Source organism: Lysinibacillus sp. BPa_S21, assembly GCF_023337795.1.
Taxonomy (GTDB): Bacteria; Bacillota; Bacilli; order Bacillales_A; family Planococcaceae; genus Lysinibacillus.
Window position 1 is genome coordinate 172,465 of the sequence record NZ_JALIRS010000009.1, and the last position, 16,661, is coordinate 189,125.

General features: G+C 38.5%; 13 protein-coding genes, 1 rRNA gene and 1 pseudogene. 8 read left to right on the forward strand and 7 right to left on the reverse strand.

Translation table 11 applies throughout. The features are described from left to right. The first annotated feature begins 13 nt into the window (after positions 1-13). The 4 genes from MOK21_RS17540 to MOK21_RS17555 all read left to right on the forward strand — a co-directional run bounded on the left by MOK21_RS17540 (position 14) and on the right by MOK21_RS17555 (position 3,202). Positions 14-1,579 (forward strand): ABC-F family ATP-binding cassette domain-containing protein, encoded by a 1,566-nt coding sequence (locus MOK21_RS17540; protein WP_249075273.1) that lies wholly within the window; start codon positions 14-16, stop codon positions 1,577-1,579. Positions 1,580-1,682: 103 nt separating this feature from the next. Beyond that, positions 1,683-1,979 carry a hypothetical protein gene (locus MOK21_RS17545; RefSeq protein ID WP_249075274.1) on the forward strand — a complete coding sequence of 99 codons (297 nt, stop codon included), beginning with the start codon at positions 1,683-1,685 and terminating at the stop codon, positions 1,977-1,979. A gap of 351 nt (positions 1,980-2,330) precedes the next feature. Continuing rightward, positions 2,331-2,735 carry a transcriptional regulator Spx gene (gene spx, locus MOK21_RS17550; RefSeq protein WP_249075275.1) on the forward strand — a complete coding sequence of 135 codons (405 nt, stop codon included), beginning with the start codon at positions 2,331-2,333 and terminating at the stop codon, positions 2,733-2,735. Between the two features lie 23 nt (positions 2,736-2,758). After that, complete coding sequence (locus MOK21_RS17555) at positions 2,759-3,202, forward strand: MarR family winged helix-turn-helix transcriptional regulator (RefSeq protein ID WP_249075276.1); 444 nt, start codon at positions 2,759-2,761, stop codon at positions 3,200-3,202. Positions 3,203-3,698: 496 nt separating this feature from the next. Here the strand turns inward: MOK21_RS17555 and MOK21_RS17560 are convergent, their stop codons facing one another. Continuing rightward, on the reverse strand, positions 3,699-4,247 hold the full coding sequence (locus tag MOK21_RS17560; RefSeq protein WP_249075277.1) for an RNA polymerase sigma factor: 549 nt from the start codon (positions 4,245-4,247) through the stop codon (positions 3,699-3,701). A gap of 582 nt (positions 4,248-4,829) precedes the next feature. On the opposite strand from MOK21_RS17560, the gene MOK21_RS17565 reads away from it, so the two are divergent. Further along, complete coding sequence (locus tag MOK21_RS17565) at positions 4,830-5,699, forward strand: DMT family transporter (protein WP_249075278.1); 870 nt, start codon at positions 4,830-4,832, stop codon at positions 5,697-5,699. A 655-nt stretch (positions 5,700-6,354) separates the two neighbouring features. Continuing rightward, positions 6,355-7,737 (forward strand): dipeptidase, encoded by a 1,383-nt coding sequence (locus MOK21_RS17570; protein WP_249075279.1) that lies wholly within the window; start codon positions 6,355-6,357, stop codon positions 7,735-7,737. A gap of 45 nt (positions 7,738-7,782) precedes the next feature. Here MOK21_RS17570 and MOK21_RS17575 read toward each other — a convergent pair whose 3' ends face one another. Both MOK21_RS17575 and MOK21_RS17580 read right to left on the reverse strand, forming a co-directional pair. Then, positions 7,783-8,355 carry a nitroreductase family protein gene (locus tag MOK21_RS17575; protein ID WP_249075280.1) on the reverse strand — a complete coding sequence of 191 codons (573 nt, stop codon included), beginning with the start codon at positions 8,353-8,355 and terminating at the stop codon, positions 7,783-7,785. A gap of 399 nt (positions 8,356-8,754) precedes the next feature. Further along, the gene (locus tag MOK21_RS17580; RefSeq protein ID WP_249075281.1) at positions 8,755-9,249 is read right to left on the reverse strand and encodes an amidase domain-containing protein; all 495 of its coding nucleotides are present in this window, start codon (positions 9,247-9,249) and stop codon (positions 8,755-8,757) included. A 182-nt stretch (positions 9,250-9,431) separates the two neighbouring features. Here MOK21_RS17580 and MOK21_RS17585 point away from each other — a divergent pair, with 182 nt between their 5' ends. Continuing rightward, complete coding sequence (locus MOK21_RS17585) at positions 9,432-10,454, forward strand: DUF2804 domain-containing protein (protein WP_249075282.1); 1,023 nt, start codon at positions 9,432-9,434, stop codon at positions 10,452-10,454. 474 nt (positions 10,455-10,928) lie between these two features. Here MOK21_RS17585 and MOK21_RS17590 read toward each other — a convergent pair whose 3' ends face one another. Then, positions 10,929-11,648, reverse strand: a complete 720-nt coding sequence (locus MOK21_RS17590; RefSeq protein ID WP_249075283.1) for a glycerophosphodiester phosphodiesterase — start codon at positions 11,646-11,648, stop codon at positions 10,929-10,931. Between the two features lie 169 nt (positions 11,649-11,817). Here MOK21_RS17590 and helD point away from each other — a divergent pair, with 169 nt between their 5' ends. After that, entirely contained in the window at positions 11,818-14,043 is a 2,226-nt protein-coding gene (gene helD / locus MOK21_RS17595; RefSeq protein WP_249075284.1) for an RNA polymerase recycling motor HelD, read from the forward strand. A 391-nt stretch (positions 14,044-14,434) separates the two neighbouring features. Here the strand turns inward: helD and MOK21_RS17600 are convergent, their stop codons facing one another. The 3 genes and pseudogenes from MOK21_RS17600 to rrf form a co-directional block, all read right to left on the reverse strand. Then, entirely contained in the window at positions 14,435-15,643 is a 1,209-nt protein-coding gene (locus MOK21_RS17600; protein WP_249075285.1) for an alpha/beta hydrolase, read from the reverse strand. Positions 15,644-15,827: 184 nt separating this feature from the next. Next, a pseudogene (locus tag MOK21_RS17605) lies at positions 15,828-16,100 on the reverse strand (MFS transporter); the annotation flags it as partial. A 227-nt stretch (positions 16,101-16,327) separates the two neighbouring features. After that, positions 16,328-16,443, reverse strand: a 5S ribosomal RNA gene (gene rrf / locus MOK21_RS17610). Positions 16,444-16,661: the final 218 nt, after the last annotated feature.

Genomic DNA, 16,661 nt, shown 5'->3' on the forward strand with positions numbered 1-16,661 from the left:
CGGAGGAATATATATGGCAATATTAACAGTTGAAAATTTAGGTCATTCTTTCGGTGACCGCACGCTTTTTAAAGATGTCTCCTTCCGTCTAGTTGAAGGTGATCATATTGGTCTTGTAGGTGCAAACGGTGTTGGTAAGTCAACATTAATGGGCATCATTACGGGCCAAACAATCCACGATACAGGTAAAGTTGAGTGGCTGCCAGGAACACATTACGGCTATTTAGACCAACATACTGTATTGACAGCTGGACGAACTATGCGTGATGCATTACGTGACGCTTTTCTTCCTTTATATAAAAAAGAAGAAGAACTCAACGAAATTACAGGAAAAATGGCTGAGGCAACACCTGAAGAATTAGAAGATTTACTAGAGCAAATGGCTGAGGTGCAAGATGCTCTGGATGCAGGAGATTTCTATTCTCTTGATATGAAAATTGAAGAGGTTGCGCGAGGTCTTGGTCTTGATGCAATCGGCTTGGAACGTGATGTTGCTGCTCTTTCCGGTGGTCAACGTACAAAGGTTTTGCTAGCTAAGCTATTACTTGAAAAACCAAAAGTATTATTACTAGATGAGCCAACGAACTATCTAGATGAAGAGCATATTACATGGTTGAAAAACTATTTAAAGAACTATCCACACGCCTTCTTATTAATTTCGCACGATACTGAATTTATGAATGAGACAGTAGATGTTATCTTCCAATTAGAATTTTCAAAATTGACTCGCTATACTGCGACATATGAAAAGTTTTTAGAACTTGCTGAAATCAATAAACGTCAGCATATCGATGCCTATGAAAAACAACAGGAATTCATTAAAAAACAAGAGGATTTCATCGCGAAAAATAAAGCGCGCTACTCCACTACTGGTCGTGCAAAATCTCGCGCCAAGCAGCTTGACCGCTTAGAGCGTATCGACCGTCCTGAAACAGCTGTTAAGCCTGAATTCGGCTTTAAAGAGGCACGCTCTTCTAGTCGTTATGTAGTAGAGGCTGAAAACTTAGTCATTGGATATGACAAAGAAAAGCCGTTACTACCTCCACTAACATTTGCTATTGAACGTGGGGAAAAAATTGCTTTAGTCGGTATGAATGGTGTCGGTAAATCAACATTATTAAAAACAATGCTAGGCAAAATAAATCCGCTAGATGGAAAAGTGATTCGCGGTGACTATCTTTACCCATCATACTTCGAACAAGAAGTAAAAGCTGAAAAAATTACGCCAATTGATGATGTATGGAACGCTTTCCCCTCTATGGAGCAAGCACAAGTACGTGCAGCATTAGCACGCGCAGGACTAAAAACTGAGCATATTACTCGCCCACTTAATTCTCTATCTGGTGGTGAACAAGCTAAAGTACGTTTATGTAAACTCATGATGGAAGAAGCAAACTGGCTTATTTTTGACGAACCGACAAACCACTTGGATGTCGATGCAAAAGAAGAACTAAAACGTGCCATGAAAGAATTCAAAGGCACAATCGTACTAGTAAGCCATGAACCTGATTTCTACGAAGGTTTAGCAACAAAGGTTTGGAATGTCCAAGACTGGTTTACTTCAGGACAACAAAGCTAGAAAATAATATTAATATGGGTAGTTCCAGTGTGATTCAAGGATCACACTGGGCTGCCCTCTTTTTTGTGCCTCGAGTATGGGTAACGTTTGTCAGGAACTATACTTGAGCGATTATTTTAAGGATTTCTTCGGGGTACCTGATCAGTTCTCTCGTTTACCCGAGCATTTTTTCCGCTCACCTGATCACTTTTCTGGCCTACCCGAGCAGTTCTTCGGTGTACCCGATCACTTTTCTGGCTTACCTGAGCAGTTTTTCGGTGGACCCGATCACTTTTTCGGCCTACCCGAACAAATCTCTCGCTCACCTGTGCGCTTCTTCTACTTAACATTAGCAGTATGTGCGCTCCCCTACTCCCCAAGCTTTCCAAACCATTCTTTTTTGAAACAAAAATTTATTTAACTATGCATAAAAGCCTTCATTTAATCATAAAAATAATCAGTGGATTAACAATATATCTATCTCCTTTAAATCAGACTATTGCTCTCTATATTAGAGCAGCTCCCGATTTTCTATGAAGTTCTATTATTTATATGAAGTAAACTTACATCATTGTAAGCCGAATTTGTGAAACTTTTCGCTCTTTAGTGCGTATATTTTAGTGTAGAAGAAAAAATTCATTTCTGTATAAAATTTTTCAAATAACTATTGATTTATATATAGCTTACTAGTAAGATATATGTATAACCTAATTAACTTACTAATAAGATATATATTAAATATAATCCTAAAAAAGAAAGCGGGGAATGAAGAATGACAGTTACTATTTATTCACAAGCGAGCTGTTCTTCATCCAGAAAAGCATTAAAATGGTTAAAAGATCACAACATTGAATATAAAGAAAAACGTATTACTTCACATCCACTAACACTTGCCGAATTTAAAGAAATTTTAAGCATGACTGAGGATGGAACAGACGAAATTATTGCAACTAACTCAAATGATTTCAAAAATTTAAATGTTGATATTGACCAGCTCTCTATTCAAGAGTTATTTGCTATCATTCAAGCTCATCCAAGAATGTTACGAAGCCCTATCTTAATTGATGAAAAACGCATTCAAGTTGGCTACAATGAGATGGACATCCGTCGTTTTATTCCACGTAAAGTACGTGCCTATGAATTAGACGCGATGACAAGATTAGCACAAGAAAGTTAAAACAGTTTTGGAGTTGACCTTATATGGATCAAGAAAAAGAAAGAGCCATTACCTCGTTATTTGAAGTAGTATCTTCCATTGAGCGTAAATGGGCAAACGAGTGGAATAATCATAATGTACTCGGCTTTTCAAAATCCCATATTTTAATTTTAGACTACTTATCGCAGGAGGGACCAAAGCGCCCTTCTGCCATTGCTGATCGGTTAAAAGTGACAACAGGCGGTGTCACTGTTTTAACTAGTAAGCTGATTAATGCTGGCTTTATTGAAAAAACTCAGCATGCAACAGATCGACGAGCATCTCAATTGAAAATTACAGCTGATGGGGAAGATATTTTGGAAGAATCCCGTCAGCAAGTAAGCGACCTTATACACAATATGTTTGGGATGCTGTCAGCTGAGGAAGTACAAACATTGCGTGATATTTTTTCAAAATTACTCAATGCTGAACAAAATCGATATGAGTAAAAGCTTCATTTTCACACCTTAAACAGTTAGATGGGCAATCTAACTGTTTAAGGTGTTTTTCTTTTCGCACGGTTTCTTAGATGATTGCCCCTCCCCTTAGCTTTTATCAGCGATGTTTGAGGTTTTATCAGCGATTCTGGCTCTTTTACCGGCGATGTTCGGTGTTTTATCAGCGATTCTGGCTCCTTTGGAAGTCTAGTACCTAGCGGTGGAATTTCGAGGTTTAGCGGCGTTCTTTACCTGGTTAGCGGCGAAACTTTATATTTTGGCGGCGTTTCTCCTTTGGTTAGCAGCTCAATTCACAGTTTTAGCGGCGAATTCCAATTTAAGTTGGACAAATTTTACACAATATTAGGATTTGATCTCGGATTATCGGCGATAAAAATCCATAAAAAAAAGATGCATCGCAAAATAGTTTTGCAATGCACCTTTTATCGAATTGGCCGAACAAATCCTTCCGTCTAAGTAATTATGCTAGTGCGACCAATGCATTTCATTATGCTGGCAACACTGACTCTACTATGGATACATCAGCCATTAGCATTTCTTTCAAACGAGCTTTTGCACGGAATAAACGAGATTTCACAGTACCAATTGAAACTTTCATAATTGAAGAGATTTCAGCAAGTGAATATTGGTCTATGTAGAAATACCATAATGTTTTGCGATAGATTGCATCTAATTGACCCATTTTATCCTGTACTAATTTAGTAACAACATCTTTTTCAATTTTTTCTTCTGTTGAAATGTCATTATTGGGAACCAAATCTAAAATCGGTACGTCTAATGTTTCAGGTTGGTTCATCATGTATTTACTGCGTCGTGTTTTTTTACGATAGCGATCTCTAAATGTATTCATTGTAATTGTTGTTAGCCAAGCTTTAATATGCTCCACCTCGGCAACGCTATTCTCATAGCGTACAACTTTTACCCATACTTCTTGCATTAAATCTTCAGCTTCTACATTATTGCGAGTAAGTTTTAAACATAAATGGTATATGTAACGATTGTATTCCTCATATACGCCTTCTAATTTTTCATTCATTGTGTATTCCTCCGCTTCTTGTTCTTGCTTCTATACATATTCTCGCAAAATAATGTATTACACTCTATCGTATTGGCTTTCAATTACATTACAATCATGTAAGCTTAAATGCTTTCACTTGTAATATTCGTAAATAATGTTTTATTACTATACTTTTTATTCGAAAAAAAGTTCCATAACTCGCTCATCCCTCTTCTTTTTTATTGTATATTCAATAACGTTCCCTTAAATTATCTATAAAAATAAATGAAGAAAACTATGTAAAAAGGAGATTCAATATTCATTTTTGACATGCGTCAGAGGTTTTTGTCCTGTGCGAAAGCGAAGCGAAAGATACATTTACGCCCAGGCAAAGTTGATTTGATATATCTGAATTTGGTAATCCATCTGATTCAGACCATTTTTTTCTAACCAAATTCAAAAAATTGTTATATGATAAATGAAATACTATAAAGGGAGCTGGCTATAATGATCTTCTCACCATTATTCGAACATGATGTACCTGAAGTGATTCTCCCTTAACGGAGAATCTTCATATCTCCGTTAAGGACAGTATTGTCTAGAGATAACGGAGGGGAAAACGTGAAAAAAACTTTATTAGGTTCCTTATATTTATCACTTGCTGCTAGCATTTGGGGCGGCATGTATGTAGTAGTTAAAGTAGTTGTCGATACCGTGCCACCTTTAGAATTAGTATGGCTGCGCTATATGATTGCAATCATCGCTTTGGTCATTATTGGCACTATTACAAAACAATCATGGCGAATTGATAAGCGTGACTGGCTGTTAATCTTTATGATTGGGTTCATCGGAAATACGATTTCTATCGTTGCCCAAGAAATAGGTACTATGCTGTCTACTGCTCAAATGGGAGCCATTATTACAGCAACGACACCGGCATTTATGGTTGTCTTTGCGAGATTCATTTTAAAAGAAAAAATCACTTTAAAAAAAGCTGTTTCTATTATTCTTGCGACATTCGGAGTTTATATGATCGTAGGTAGTGCACATATTGATTCATCACATCAATTAGGTGGAGTCGCTCTACTAATTGCTGCCCTAACTTGGTCACTGATGTCCGTTCTTATTAAACGGGTACCGGAGCAGTATTCACAAATCGTTGTCACTAGCTATGGAACACTTGTCGCTATCATTGTCTTAACACCTTTAGCTATTCCACGACTACTAAAATTAGACTTCCACGTTATGTTAGAACCATCCATCTTAGGTGGCCTACTTTACTTAGGCGTTATCTCTACAGCGTGCGGCTTCTTATTGTGGAATCGTGGATTACAAATGCTGAATGCCGCAAGTGGAGGTTTATTTTTCTTCTTTCAGCCAATCGTCGGCACCTTCCTAGGATGGCTATTACTAGGAGAACAAATCGGCGTACCCTTTTGGATTGGAACTATATTAATCTTTAGTGGTGTACTATTGGTTATTCGAGAGTAAGCATACTAAAAGCTGAATGATCTCTCTCATTCAGCTTTTTTTATGTTGCTAAAGACCGCTCTACTTTAGTTCATAGATAAGCTTATTTCACAAAACGCCATAAGTATGTTGCTGTATATGAGTTTTCCAGATCCAATAAATCGATACCAAGATGGACTCTCCCCCGCTTCATAGAGCATAATAAAAACCACTCAAATACGAATGGTTAGTTTGAGATAATTCAGATCCAGGTGTAATATGCAATTCTTTAAAATGCCATTTTGGATCATGACCTTCATAATGTTTATACTACCCAACCATTACAAGTCTCTTCGTATCCCCAATCTTTTACGATTAAATTCCCGTTTGAAAGTTGGAGATATGTATTAAAATGTATGCTTTAAGTTAATTGGAGCGAAAGCTGACAACTCCTTCATATCAACATCTGTTTGCTGTCGCACATAAAACCCAAGGAAAACGCTCATACCCTTCTACAAATATCTTAATGCCCTAATTAAGTTTCGTGCATGTTTTGAATCTATCTCACTTTTTAGCCACACTCAAGTGGGACTAAGCATTAATTAAAACGTTAGAGACCATTGCTATAGCAAGAATCCCCAACCACATTATGCTATACTATTTCTATTATCGAAATATTAGAAAAGAGGGATGCTAGATGACAAATTTACAGCAATTAGATGCGTATTTCTCAGAACATCGCGAAGCACATTTACATGAATTAAATGAATTTTTACGTATTCCAAGTATTAGTTCTTTATCAGAGCATAAAGGAGATATACAAAATGCCGCTGAGTGGCTAGCAAACGCTTTTAAAAAGCTAAATCTTGAGAATATCTCCATTACGCAAACTGCAGGTCACCCTGTTGTTTATGCTGATTGGTTACATGCTGAGGGTAAACCAACTATTCTATTTTACGGTCATTATGATGTTCAGCCGGTTGACCCGTTAAATTTATGGGACACTGAGCCTTTCAACCCTACAATCCGCGATAACAAACTATTTGCACGTGGTGCTAGTGACGATAAAGGACAAGTGTTTATGCACTTAAAAATGATTGAAGCATTATTTGCAACAACGGGCACTTTACCAGTAAACGTGAAATTCATCTATGAAGGTGAAGAAGAGATTGGTAGCCCTAACCTTCCTGCCTATGTTGAAGAGCATAAGGAGAAACTAGCTGCCGATTTAATTTTGATTTCTGATACAGGTTTGTATGGTCCTGGTAAGCCTGCGGTATGCTATGGATTACGTGGTTTAACCGGGGTTCAAATTGATGTTCGTGGTGCAAAAGGTGACCTTCACTCTGGTCTTTACGGTGGCGGTGTCCAAAACGCTATTCATGCATTAGCTGACATTTTAGCATCTTTCCGTGATGAGCATGGCACTATTCAAGTGGAGGGCTTCTACGATAAGGTTTTACCATTAACGGAAGAAGAACGTGAAGCTTACCGTGCACTTGGCTTTGATGAAGAATCCATGAAGGAAGAAGTTGACGTGAAGGAGTTATTCGGTGAAGCTGGTTATTCCTATTTAGAACGCACTTGGGCACGTCCAACATTAGAGGTCAATGGTGTGTTTGGTGGCTTCTCAGGTGAAGGCATTAAAACAGTACTTCCTGCTGAGGCTGGTGCAAAAATCACATGCCGTCTTGTGCCAAATCAAGAGCCTAATGAAATTGTAGCACTATTAAAAGCACATATTGAAAAACATAAGCCAACTGGCGTTGAGGTGACAATCTCAGAATTCGATAAAGGTCGTCCATTCCTAACACCATTTGATCATCCATTTATTCAAGCTGCTGGTCGCTCATACGAAAAAGTTTATAACGTGCCAACTGCTTACACACGCGGAGGAGGATCAATCCCTATCGTGGCTGCCTTTGATGAAATTTTAGAATTGCCGGTAGTGCTAATGGGCTTCGGCTTATCAAGCGAAAACTTCCATGCACCAAATGAACATTTCCATTTAGAAAACTTCGATAAAGGATTACGTGTTTTAAGTGATTATTTATTCGAAGTAGCTGCATTACAAAAATAAAATGACAAATCCCCTCATCAATTTTAATGAGGGGATTTTACTATGTTACTCTCCAAAAATCGTAACGATATCTTCTGATTTTTTGCGTTCTTTCCCTTTTGGTACTTCGTCAAAATAACCGACCTGTAACATCGCAATGACGCGCTCTCCCGGCTGAACCTTTAGAGCTTCGCGGAATTTTGGGTTATCTAGGAACCCAGGTGTTTTCCAACATGAACCGATTCCTCTATCCCATGCTAGCAATTGAATATTTTGAATAAACATACTTGCCGCTGCGTAATCTTCTAATCGCTCTTTTTGTCGAGCATCCTCTGGAACGATGACAAAAGCATAGCCACCTGGTAATGTGAATTTCGTCATTTGTTTCGTTAAATCTTCACTTGAAAGCTCCTGCCATTTCGGTATCGCTAGATCACGCAATAAATTATGAAGAGCCTCTAACTCCTTACCACAAGCAACGACTAAACGCCAAGGCTCTCGATTTCCATGATTCGGTGCCCACACTGCATCGTCAATAATGGCCAATAAATCTTCACGTTCTACCGGCTTTCCATTAAATTTTTTAATAGAACGACGCTCAATAATCGCATCCCTAACAGTCAAAAATTGTTCGCTCATTTACTCTTATCTCCTTCTATACCATTACAATAATTAAGATTTATCTTCATTCAGATATAATTCCTTTTCTTTGGGTATCCAGACAACTACTGAAATAAAGGAACTCAGTCTAAGTACGCCACGTCGTGAGGCAACGACTGAGTAATCAACACCGTGTTGGCCCAAAGCCTCTGGCGGATATCACGGATTTTCAAAGGATGAATTGTGCGGGCACAATTCATCATCCGGACGCATTGTCTATCTGTGCAAAAGCGTAGCGACAGCAATTGTTTTATCTGTGCGAAAGCGTAGCGACAGCAACAACAACAACAACAACAACAACAATTACGCCAAGGCGAAATGAATATCTCCTACCCTTAACATTATCACAAAACCATGAGCTTTAACACTGCTATCACCTTAAGCAAAACTATCCTCTATATGAATGAAGTAATAAGTCATGCTTGGTGTATAGGCCGTTGAATCTTCATAAAAATAAGGTCGTTGAATACTGTCGGAAGTATGTGCATTCACATAAGGAACACCATTTTGGATACTCGTCACAATGACGGAATGATCAATCTTTCCATCACCTTGAAAATCCAAAAAAATGATATCTCCAAGATCTAATTCTTCAGCAGATTGTACACGCTTACCCTTCAACCCCGTTGTCGAACCTTCCAAATACCATCTAAGGGAATGTGCAACAGACCAGCTAAAGCTCCAATTTCCATGTTGAACCCACCAACCTTTCCCCCTGTTTGGAGCCCCCCGCATTGGTGCTCCTCCAGCAAGTAAACATTGGGATATATAGTTTGTACAATCAACAGTAAAATTCGGAAATGCTGGATTACGCCTGTTCCACCACAAGTTTGCATACTGCACAGCAGCCTGTCTGTTATACATTTTTGCCACGCTTCCCCTCCTTAGTTCAACATATGTATAAGGAGGAAATTCTATTAGCTAGGTCCTTATTCATAAAAATGTCGAATGTGGTCTGAATTGGCACTAACTTTTCCAATTTTAAGATAGTTTTTGCTACAATAAGGGTATGGAATTATAGATTTTTATTTTATGAACCAGAAGGGATGTTAAATGTGAAGCAGCATGCTGAGAAAGAAATTATACAACCTACTCTTTTATGCGATAAAAAAGGTAATTTAAATCCAGCTGCCATCGGATTTGCACGCAAACCTCTCATAAACAGCAATTTAAGTGGCCATATCATGCGCAAAAAGAAATGGAATTATTGGTGTGTCTACGGTGATGAGATCATCTTCTCAGCTACTATTAGCCATCTCGACTACGCAGCGGTCTGCTTCGTCTATTTCCTTGAATATGAAACACAACGCTACTTTGAAAAAACAATCACAATTCCATTTGGTGGAAAGTTAAAAATGCCTACACAGGTACTAGATTCAGTAACCTTCAAAAATAGTGAAATGATGATCGATATGACATATGTACAAAATGAAACTCACCTATCCGTTTCGATCCCGGACTTTGATGGAGATACCTTATGTGCAAAGCTTGTCATTCAGCATCCGCCTACAGATGAGTCATTGAATGTAGTCATTCCTTGGAATCGTAAAACATTCCAATTTACAGGAAAGCATCATATACTTCCTACTTCTGGATTAGTGTCGATTGGTACTCGCCGTTTTACATTTTCCTCCGAGGAAAATTTCTCTGTACTAGAATACAGTCGTGGCGTTTGGCCGCGCCAATCCACATGGACTTGGGGAATGGCATCACAGCGAGTTCGAGGTAGACGAATCGGACTCAATTTAGGCGGCAAGTGGACAGATGGAACTGGCATGACCGAAAATGCAGTTTTCGTCGAAGGCAAAATGACCAAAATACATGAAGATGTATTGTTCAAATATAATCAAGAGGATTTAATGCAACGATGGAAAATTAAGACTAAATTCACTAACCAAGTTTCATTAACATTCTCCCCATTTTTCGAGCGTGTTGCCGTAACAAAAGCTGGCCTCATAAAATCTGAAGTTCATCAAATGTTTGGCTACTACGATGGCTCCATATTACTAGACAATGGCGAAACACTTGTCATCAAACAAATGCTAGGCAGTATCGAAGAAAATCGCGTAAAATGGTAAGAACTTGAATTTCCATCTGCTATATTCTTCGTATACTAGGATTTAACGCTCTGACATTCATACATCCTCAGCGCGTTAAATCCGAAAAAGCTCACGCATAGCGAATATCCGCGGATTTGGCGAGGCTATCCACGATTTTGACTATTCTATCCACGCTTTTCGCTGCTCTATCCTCGGCTTTGACGATTCTTTCCGTCGCTCTTGATTTTCTATCCGTCACCTTGACTTTCTTTCCGTCGCTCTAATTTCTATCCGTCACCTTGACTTTCTTTCCGTCGCTTCGGCTCTTCTTTCCGTCGCACTGATTTCTATCCGTCACCTCGGCTCTTCTTTCCGTCGCCCTGACCACTCTATCCGTCACCTCGGCTCTTCTTTCCGTCGCCCTGACCACTCTATCCGTCACCTTGGCTCTTCTTTCCGTCGCCTTGACTGCTCTTTCCGTCGCTATCGCTTTCCTATCACCTGCTCCGATTTCTATCCTATCAACGCAGACACTATTTTCTCCGGGTCATCTGTAAATAGTCCTTGTACACCGATCTGTCGTAATTGCTTTGCGTACTCGACATCATTAACTGTATATACACGCACAGTTGCTCCTTCATTAAGAGCTTCTTGAATGGATCTTCGAAATGCTGTAGGTAAGCTGACATGTATAGCATCTGCTGGGATTTGAGCTGTGTAGCCGTTAAAATCAACTAAAATTTCTGCAAACAGTGCCGCTTTTTCAATATATGGTGCTCTTTGTGAGACAATCTGAATAGATTCATGATTAAAAGAGGAAATGATCACTCTCTCTGCCATTTGAAATGCAGCAACCTCCCTAATCACAAGTGCTTCTATCCCGTCATATGGAAATACATCGGTTTTGAGCTCAATATTAATAAGGTGATTGGTACCAGCTAATAGCTCTAAAATGTCTCCTAGAGTGGGTATGCGTTCATCCTCAAATTTAGAAGAAAACCATGAACCAAAATCAAATGCACGAAGTTCTTGTAGCGTATAATCCTTTACGTAGCCAGAGCCATTAGATGTACGATCGATTGTTTCATCATGAATAACGACTAACTCCCTATCCGCAGTTAAATGAACATCTAGTTCAATTCCTGTAATCGGTAGTTTTGACGCTGCTACAAAAGCAGCCATAGTATTTTCTGGGTAATGTGCCGAAACACCTCTATGGGCAAAAATGTCCAATCTGAAAACCTCCTATTTTATCCACCCTCAACCGATTAGCTGGTGGGCATTAAATTTCCGTTTACCTTCTCCCAAAATAAGCCTAATACAATTTCACTTGATGGTAAATATTTTATATAGTAGTATGAGAATCTACTTGAAAATGTAAGTACATAGGAGGTGCTAAAAAATGACTGCACAACATCCAGATTTTCAGGCTGAAGTGGAACGATTAGCTTACACCAAAAATTACATGCAGCAAATTTTAAATGAATCGCAAAGAGGTTTGCAATCTGCTCAGGAGAATATTCGTAAGTCGATGGCAGATCTTGATTATTTAGATTCAAGTTTAGGCTATATAAATATCCTAGCAAATGCACGTTTCTTTGAAATGGCTCGAAACCAAAAGGAAGGCTTAGAGGCTATTCAAAAAAAGCCATACTTTGCCCGAATTCATTTTCAAAAGACAGGAGATCCAGAAGAGTTTCTTTATATAGGAAAAACTTCTTTGTTTCATCGAGAAACCCACGAGCCTATTATCGTCGATTGGCGTTCACCAGTAGCAAACGTCTATTATGATGGTCGCCTTGGGGATATGGAATATGATGTTCGTGGAGAAATCCATAAGGGACACCTATTTGCCAAACGACAATATAAAATTAATGATGGTGAACTGCTTGATTTACGAGATATTGATTTAACAACAAACGATGAATTACTGCAAGAAGCATTAGCTGGAAAAGCAGATGTGCGTTTGACAGAAATCGTCTCCACCATTCAAAAGGAACAAAACGATATTATACGAGCACATCTTCGTCAGCCTATTATCGTACAGGGTGCTGCTGGTAGTGGAAAAACAACCATTGCCCTACACCGAATATCTTACTTCCTCTACACAATGGGTGAACATTTTAACCCTGAGCAGCTCATGATTTTAGCACCGAATAAGTTATTTATCGATTATATTGGGGATGTTTTACCAGAGCTTGGTGTCGATAAAATTTGTCAAACAACCTTTACTGATTATGTTCTTGCTGCGACTAAGCTAAAACTAAAACTTCAAAATCCTAATGAACAATTAGAATCTCTTGTTGCGGGAGGACCCCAACAGAGAAATTCTTGGATATCCGAAATGAAGGGCTCTCTTTATTATCGTGATGTAATAGAACGATATGTTCAAAAGATCGAGCAGGAAATTGCCAACCAATTTGAGGATGTTTTCATTGAAAAATATTGCATTATGCGTGCCTCCCATCTAAAGAAGCTATTTTTATATGAGTTTTCTTATATGCCAATTGAAAAAAGACTGGCACATATTAAAAAAGTGCTCGCAAGCCATGCCCGTCAAAAGAAACAGGCTATTTTAAATACACTCCATAAAAAATATGATGAGGCACTTGGCAAAGCACTTGATGGAATTCGTGATGATGCCAAACGTCGTCGTGTTGTCACTAAGTTTATTGATGAGCGAGATGAACGTATTCCTGCTATTGAGAGCGCTGCAAAATCAACTGCAACCGTTTATATGCGAAGATTCTCTAAACATAACATTAAGACACTCTATCGTACGCTTCTCACAAATGCTGAGCTTTTAGCAGAGCTTGCACCAGAATGGCATTATCTTGAGCAACAGCAATTTTTACAGGCACATTTTAAAGAACAATGGGTGCTCGAAGATTTAGCCGCCCTTTATTATTTACAAGCTCGTATAAAGGGCATTCCAGATGAATGGAAAATGCGTGTCGTTTTCATCGATGAAGTACAGGACTATAGTTTATTTCAGCTTGCTGCTTTAAAGACCGGGCTTGAAACTGATATGTTTACGATGGTCGGTGATTTAGCACAAGGAATTCATAGCTATCGTTCCCTTACTGCCTGGGAACCTGTCCAAAATCTTTTCCCTAGAGCAAGCTTTAGAACACTTCAAAAAAGCTATCGAACAACCATTGAAATTATGGAGGTTGCTAACAAGGTTTTAGCACAAATGGATGAACAGCTTCCATTAGTTGAGCCAGTAGTTCGTCATGGCAATGTCCCTACCTATGTTCAGGCACAATCATTTGATGCCATGCAAATTAAAGAAATTTTTGAAGCCATTCGAGCCAATGGACATCAATCTATTGCTTTAATTTGTAAAACGACTTCAGAGGCAATTTCAATGCAGCAAGCATTAAAAGACAAAAAAATTGATTCTCAGCTTCTAACTGAAAATGAGTCTATCAATCAGGAATTATTGCTCGTAGTTCCGAGTCATTTAGCAAAGGGGCTTGAATTCGATGCTGTGATTGTAGCTGCCTTCGATACACCTTTCTACGATACGAAGATTGATCGCAAGCTGCTTTATGTGGCACTCACTCGAGCCATGCATGAACTTTATTTAATCGGTCCAACCCAAAATACATTTCTATTAGAATAAAAAAGTCGCTATTTAGGCGACTTTTTTTACATCGAACATTTAATGCTCATTTATCGATTCCGAGGTGGTAAACGGTAAAACCTCCCTCTGGATAAATACGCTTTTACAACTTTCCACCATGACCTTGGTGCTTCCCTTGGAGGAGACTTCTTTTTAGGTAGTGCCGGCATGCGCATGATAACGACTCCTTTCATAGGCTTAGTAATACTATATGAAGATAGTTACAAAATTATGATAAAAAGAATAGCTTGCCAATATGGATAGATATGTTCATGCTCATCTTCTACAGGTGGACACATTTGTCTACTCTTTTATGAGAAGGAAAAAATGACGTTTCCCCCGCTAAGGAGAATCATATTAATACAACCTTTTAATTACTCTCCTTTATATTTTATTTATTATTCTTTTGAAGAAAGGCTTTTACTTTTTCATAAGCAAATTGAGCGCTCAAGCTATTGGGTACTGCATCAAAAACATGATCGGCTCTTGGAAGAAGATAAAGTTCATAGGGAACGTTATTTTCTTTTAGCTTCCTATCCAAAATTTCAGCCTGTTCTTCTGGAACAATTCGATCACTTGCTCCTAAGAGTGTAATAGTAGGAGGAGCGTTTTCCTGAATGTAACTAATCGGAGAAAGTATTTTATAACGATCAGGAAATTGTGAGGGTGTACCCCCAATATATTTTCTCATCACATCTTGCACATAGTCAGGACTAGGATTATTTTTATAAAACTCCGTCATATCTGCCGGTCCATATATGTTAATCACAGAATTGATAGGTACTGCTGATACATTTATTGAAGGAGGCAACTTTGTATCTCCCATACTATATGCAGCTAACATAGCTAGATTTCCACCTGCTGAATCTCCCATGACGTTTATTTTTTTGGGATCGATATTATAAGTATCCGCATGTTCTGCTACCCATCCAATTGCAGATTTCACATCGGCTACTTCATCTTTCCATCCTGCTTGAGGAGGCATACGATATTCCACATCAAACACCGTATATCCTAATTCACTTAACCATTGATTCCAATTTGGCGTATTCCCTTTATTCCCTTCAACCCATCCGCCTCCATGTACTTTTACAACAGCTGGTTGAAGTGATTTTTTTGAATCTCCTTGAGCTGGCCATACATCAAGCTTTAATTCCACACCATCAGGAGTTGTTCCGTATACGATATCCTGTATGAATTTGGATGTTATTTCTATCTTACCAAAAAAATGAGAAATAAGGGAGGCGGGAACATTTTCATTTTTAGCATAGTTTGACATTTTAATGATTGGCTCTACGGTTAGAAAACTTAATAGTAAAACTAAAGGAATCAAGATTATCCAAGCTATTAACGCTTTTCTCCAAACAGCTAACCCTACTAAAATTAATATCACAACAGTTATACTTAATAAAAACTTAGGCGTAACCATTGCAATCGCTCCAAGGAGACTCATTATGTTCGGAAGGCCCCTCGGATTCCAAATATAGTATGTCAGAATGCTAATAAAAGCAAATGCAATTACTGCAAGAACCGTCAGTAACCATTGAATAAAACCTCTAGGCCTCCATGAGGCTAGTTGTTTTAGTTGTCCCTGATCCATTTCTTCATCCCTCTCCATATTAAGGCTCATCACATAACGGTTGGTTGATTTCCGTTCTGACTAGGCCCTTCTCTGGAGTCGCCCAGCCTCCACTCCAATCAACACATGGCATACATTTTCAAAATATCATCCACAACTTTAGTTTATGAGCCATATTAAATTACAATACAAAATTTAGGCCCTTCTAATTTTCATTGTATATGAGCTGAGCGGCTTTTACTTTCTTTTTCTGTCCTTTTAAGAAAAACGATACCACAAGGGCGACAATTATAAAGATTACTCCAAGCGTAAATGCCCCTTGGAAACCAGCTGTTAAACCATTTAACTTTTCAACTGGATCCATTGGATTTGCCGCGCTTTCCATATATTTATTTGTACCTGTTGTCATTTTAGATATAAATATCGCTGTGCCAATTGCGCTAGCTACTTGAGATAGAGAATAACTTATTCTTTCACCTATAATTCATACAAATAACGGGTGTACATAAAAAAGAGATGTATCAAATTTCGATACATCCCATATGCATGGTTGTTACTTTCATCTGCTTTTTCAGATACAAAAGAAACCTTATTTTAACATTTCCAATACTTTAATAGTCATTCACACTTCATCTTTATATTCTATAGAGCTATGAAGTATTCATAGAAAAAAGCCGAGGAATAAATCCTCGACTTTTTTTAAGTGCCTAGCGACGTCCTACTCTCACAGGGGGAAGCCCCCAACTACCATCGGCGCTAAAGAGCTTAACTTCCGTGTTCGGTATGGGAACGGGTGTGACCTCTTTGCCATCATCACTAGACTATTGTCGGCTTTCAATATACGTCGTATTTCTTCGTCAGCTTCTGTCGTTCAGTCAGTCACGTACTTGAGTACGCTCCTTCCCTCTCTCCATCGTTTCCTCGAACTACTCGTATCTTGAAACCCTTTATTGAAAGAGTTGTTCTTTCAAAACTGGATAAACGGTGCATTGAATGTTTCAAACGTTTTGGTTAAGTCCTCGATCGATTAGTATTCGTC

Bases quoted from the DNA above. Each gene is read 5' to 3' on its own strand.
- MOK21_RS17540 (WP_249075273.1), top strand. From the start codon at position 14: ATGGCAATATTAACAGTTGAAAATTTAGGTCATTCTTTCGGTGACCGC.
- spx (WP_249075275.1), top strand. From the start codon at position 2,331: ATGACAGTTACTATTTATTCACAAGCGAGCTGTTCTTCATCCAGAAAA.
- MOK21_RS17555 (WP_249075276.1), top strand. From the start codon at position 2,759: ATGGATCAAGAAAAAGAAAGAGCCATTACCTCGTTATTTGAAGTAGTA.
- MOK21_RS17560 (WP_249075277.1), bottom strand. From the start codon at position 4,247: ATGAATGAAAAATTAGAAGGCGTATATGAGGAATACAATCGTTACATA.
- MOK21_RS17570 (WP_249075279.1), top strand. From the start codon at position 6,355: ATGACAAATTTACAGCAATTAGATGCGTATTTCTCAGAACATCGCGAA.
- MOK21_RS17575 (WP_249075280.1), bottom strand. From the start codon at position 8,355: ATGAGCGAACAATTTTTGACTGTTAGGGATGCGATTATTGAGCGTCGT.
- helD (WP_249075284.1), top strand. From the start codon at position 11,818: ATGACTGCACAACATCCAGATTTTCAGGCTGAAGTGGAACGATTAGCT.
- MOK21_RS17600 (WP_249075285.1), bottom strand. From the start codon at position 15,643: ATGGATCAGGGACAACTAAAACAACTAGCCTCATGGAGGCCTAGAGGT.